This window comes from Kitasatospora sp. NPDC093558, from assembly GCF_040683475.1.
Classification (GTDB): domain Bacteria; phylum Actinomycetota; class Actinomycetes; order Streptomycetales; family Streptomycetaceae; genus Kitasatospora.
On record NZ_JBFBDY010000074.1, the window covers coordinates 17,517 to 21,708 of the forward strand.

General features: G+C 71.1%; 5 protein-coding genes. 4 read left to right on the forward strand and 1 reads right to left on the reverse strand.

What is annotated here, in order from left to right; all coding sequences use genetic code 11:
* The first annotated feature begins 127 nt into the window (after positions 1–127).
* Genes AB0O00_RS10975 through AB0O00_RS10990 form a run of 4 tightly spaced genes read left to right on the forward strand, consistent with a single transcriptional unit; the run spans position 128 to position 4,022 of the window.
* Positions 128–1,138, forward strand: coding sequence for an ABC transporter permease (locus tag AB0O00_RS10975; protein ID WP_363650367.1), 1,011 nt, complete (start codon positions 128–130; stop codon positions 1,136–1,138).
* Positions 1,135–2,205 carry an ABC transporter ATP-binding protein gene (locus tag AB0O00_RS10980; protein ID WP_363650369.1) on the forward strand — a complete coding sequence of 357 codons (1,071 nt, stop codon included), beginning with the start codon at positions 1,135–1,137 and terminating at the stop codon, positions 2,203–2,205. Before AB0O00_RS10975 ends, AB0O00_RS10980 begins: the two co-directional genes overlap by 4 nt.
* Before the next feature lie 34 nt (positions 2,206–2,239).
* On the forward strand, positions 2,240–3,304 hold the full coding sequence (locus AB0O00_RS10985; protein ID WP_363650371.1) for a dipeptide ABC transporter ATP-binding protein: 1,065 nt from the start codon (positions 2,240–2,242) through the stop codon (positions 3,302–3,304).
* A gap of 58 nt (positions 3,305–3,362) precedes the next feature.
* Positions 3,363–4,022 carry a trimeric intracellular cation channel family protein gene (locus AB0O00_RS10990; protein WP_363650373.1) on the forward strand — a complete coding sequence of 220 codons (660 nt, stop codon included), beginning with the start codon at positions 3,363–3,365 and terminating at the stop codon, positions 4,020–4,022.
* Here the strand turns inward: AB0O00_RS10990 and AB0O00_RS10995 are convergent.
* Positions 3,958–4,185 (reverse strand): hypothetical protein, encoded by a 228-nt coding sequence (locus tag AB0O00_RS10995; RefSeq protein ID WP_363650377.1) that lies wholly within the window; start codon positions 4,183–4,185, stop codon positions 3,958–3,960. The two genes, AB0O00_RS10990 and AB0O00_RS10995, sit on opposite strands and share 65 nt — an antisense overlap.
* Positions 4,186–4,192: the final 7 nt, after the last annotated feature.

Below are 4,192 nucleotides of genomic sequence, written 5' to 3' on the forward strand. Positions count from 1 at the left end.
ATCCCTTAACATCGCAACCACAACAATACGCGCTGGCACCCCAACACGTCTTGGGTGGTCTCGAAGGGGGCGCCCGCGGGGTTGGGCATCACCCGGGTGGGCGGGGGGCCGCCGGAGCCGCCCAACTGTGTTTGCCTACATCATCCGCAGGATCTTCGCGGCCGTCGTGCTGCTGCTGGTGGTCAGCGCGGTCACCTTCGCGATCTTCTTCCTGCTCCCGCGCATCGCCGGCGAGACCACCGACCAGCTGGCCGCCCAGTACGTCGGGAAGAACCCGTCGCCCGAGGCGATCGCGGCGGTCAAACAGAACCTCGGGTTCGACCAGCCGCTGTACACCCAGTACTGGAACTTCCTGAAGGGCCTGGTCGGCGGCGCCGAGTACAAGTTCGGCCCCGACCCGGTCACCTGCCACGTACCGTGCTTCGGCTACTCGTTCAAGAACCACATCGAGGTCTGGCCCGAGCTCACCAAGCGCATCCCGATCACGCTCTCCCTGGCCATCGGCGCGGCCGTGCTCTGGCTGGTCTCCGGTGTCACCACCGGCGTCATCTCCGCCCTCAAGCCGCGCTCGGTCTTCGACCGCATCGCCATGGGCATCTCGCTCGCCGGCGTCTCGCTGCCGGTCTTCTTCACCGGCGCGCTGCTGCTCACGGTCTTCAGCTACGAGTGGCCGATCCTGGACAACCTCCAGTACGTCGACTTCACCGACGACCCGCTCATGTGGGCCCGCAACCTGATCCTCCCGTGGATCTCGCTGGCCTTCCTCTACTCCGCCCTCTACGCCCGGCTCACCCGCGCCGGGATGCTGGAGACGATGAGCGAGGACTACATCCGCACCGCCCGGGCCAAGGGCCTGGTCGAGAGCAAGGTCGTCACCCGGCACGGGCTGCGCGCCGCGCTCACCCCCGTCGTGACCATCTTCGGCATGGACCTCGGCCTGCTCCTCGGCGGTGCGCTCATCACCGAGCAGGTCTTCTCGCTGCAGGGCGTCGGCGCCTTCGCCGTCCAGGCGATCTCCGACAACGACCTGCCGAAGATCCTCGGCGTCACCCTGCTCGCCGCCTTCTTCATCGTCGCCTGCAACCTCGTGGTCGACCTCCTGTACGCCCTCGTCGACCCCCGGGTGAGGCTCTCGTGACCGAGCTCCAGAACACCACGGCGCCCGCCGCGCAGACCCCGGCCGGCGACCCGTTCCTCTCCGTCCGCGACCTGCGGATCCACTTCGACACCGACGACGGCCTGGTCCGCTCGGTGGACGGGGTCAGCTTCGACCTGCACAAGGGCCGCACCCTCGGCATCGTCGGCGAGTCCGGCTCCGGCAAGTCCGTCACCTCGCTCGGCATCATGGGCCTGCACCGCTCCAAGCGGGCCCGGATCAGCGGCGAGATCCGGCTGAACGGCGAGGAGCTGGTCTCGGCCGGCCCGGACCGGGTGCGCCAGCTGCGCGGCCGCGAGATGGCGATGATCTTCCAGGACCCGCTGACCGCGATGCACCCCTACTACACGGTCGGGGCGCAGATCGTCGAGGCCTACCAGGTGCACCACCCGCGCGCCACCAAGCGCGAGGCCCGCGCCCGGGCCATCGAGATGCTCGACCGCGTCGGCATCCCGCAGCCCGACCGCCGCGTGGACGACTACCCGCACCAGTTCTCCGGCGGCATGCGCCAGCGCGCGATGATCGCCATGGCCCTGGTCAACGACCCGTCCCTGCTGATCGCCGACGAGCCCACCACCGCCCTGGACGTCACCGTCCAGGCGCAGATCCTGGACCTCATCCGCGACCTCCAGGACGAGTTCGGCTCCGCCGTCATCATCATCACCCACGACCTCGGGGTGGTCGCCGAGCTCGCCGACGACATCCTCGTCATGTACGGCGGCAAGTGCATCGAGCGCGGCCCCGCCGAGACCCTCTTCGACGCGCCCGAACACCCCTACACCTGGGGCCTGCTGGGCTCCATGCCGCGCCTCGACCGGGAGCTCCAGGACCGGCTCGTCCCGGTCAAGGGCACGCCGCCCAGCCTGATCAACGTGCCGAGCGGCTGCGCCTTCCACCCGCGCTGCCCGTACGCGGGGCTGACCGGCGGGCGCTCCACGAGCGAGGTCCCGGTGCTGGCCGAGGCCGCGCCCGGGCACCACGCGGCCTGCCACCTCGGGGCGGCCGAGCGGCACCGCATCTTCACCGAAGAGATCGCGCCCCGGCTGTGAGCCCGGCCTCGTACCACCTTTCTGGAGAGAACCGATGACGGACACTCAGACGGCTGCCGTCCCAACGCCCGCACCCGCCCCGGAGCGCGAGCCGCTGCTGAAGGTGACCGGCCTGACCCGGCACTTCCCGATCCGCAGCGGACTGCTGCGGCGCCAGACCGGCGCGGTGCGGGCCGTCGACGGCATCGACTTCACCGTCAACGCGGGCGAGACGCTGGGCGTCGTCGGCGAGTCCGGTTGCGGCAAGTCGACGATGGGCCGGCTGGTCACCCGGCTCGACGAGCCGACCGGCGGCACGATCGAGTTCGAGGGCACCGACATCACCCACCTGGGGGCCGGTGCGATGCGGCCGCTGCGCCGCGACATCCAGATGATCTTCCAGGACCCGTACTCCTCGCTCAACCCGCGGCACACCGTCGGCACCATCGTCGGCGCGCCGTTCCGGCTCCAGAACGCGGTGCCGCAGGGCGGGCTCAAGAAGGCCGTCCAGGAACTGCTGGAGCTGTGCGGGCTCAGCCCCGAGCACTACAACCGCTACCCGCACGAGTTCTCCGGCGGCCAGCGCCAGCGCATCGGCATCGCCCGGGCGCTCGCCCTGCGGCCCAAGATGATCGTCGCGGACGAGCCGGTCTCCGCGCTCGACGTCTCCATCCAGGCCCAGGTGGTCAACCTGCTGGACGACCTCCAGCGCGAGCTCGGCCTGACCTACCTGATCATCGCGCACGACCTCTCGGTGGTGCGGCACGTCTCGGACCGGGTCGCCGTGATGTACCTCGGCAAGGTCGTCGAGATCGCCGACCGGGACTCGCTCTACAGCAGCCCGATGCACCCGTACACCACCGCGCTGATGTCCGCGGTGCCGGTGCCCGACCCGCGCCGCCGCCAGCGCGCCGGCCGCGAGCGCATCCTGCTCAAGGGCGACGTCCCCTCGCCGATCAACCCGCCCAGCGGCTGCCGCTTCCGCACCCGCTGCTGGAAGGCGCAGGAGATCTGCGCCACTCAGGAGCCCACGCTGACCACCATGCGGACCGGGCACCAAGTCGCCTGTCACTTCCCGGAGAACGCCCCGACGGACACCCTCGTGGACGCGAAGGCCTGACGCACCGGGCGCCGGAGGACGTCGGAAGGGGAGGTCCGCGCAGGTCATAGTTGTTCCCGTGACCTCGCAGATCTTCCCCTCCGACGTGCAGCAGTCGCTGGACCTCGTCGGCATCTTCGTCTTCGCCCTCTCCGGAGGGCTGCTCGCCGTCCGCAAGAACATGGACATCTTCGGGATCTGCGTGCTCGCCGAGGCCACCGCCCTCGGCGGCGGTGTCATGCGCGACCTCGTCATCGGGGCCACCCCGGTCGCCGCGTTCAGCAACCTCGGCTACTTCCTGACCCCGCTCGCCGCCGGGCTCGTCGTGTTCTTCCTGCACCCCGAGGTCGAGCGGATCAACCGCGCCGTGCAGACCCTCGACGCGCTCGGGCTCGGCCTGTTCTGCGTCACCGGCACCGCCAAGGCCCACGACTACGGGCTCGGCGCCGTCGCGGCCGTCGCGCTCGGCATGGTCACCGCGGCCGGCGGCGGCGTCATCCGGGACGTCCTCGCCGGGGAGATCCCCTCGCTGCTGCGCTGGGACCGCGAGATCTACGCCGTGCCCGCGCTGGTCGGCGCCGCCCTGGTCGCCGTGCTGATCGGCCTCGACCGGCTCACCGGCGCCACCGGCACCGCCGCCGCGCTCACCGCCTTCCTGCTGCGGATGCTCGCCCTCAAGTACGGCTGGCGCGCCCCGCGGGCCTGGCACCGCAACGGTTCTCGCACCAGCGAGGACTAGGCGAGCCGCCGTACGCGAGCGAGATCGCCTCCGCCGTGCACAGCAGCTCCGGCACCATCCTGGCCAGCTCGCCCGGCGGCACCTCGCTCGCCGGGGCGCTCACCGCACACGCCGCGACCGTCCGCCCGCCGCTGCCCGACACCGGCGCGGCCACGCAGGTCACCGGCTCC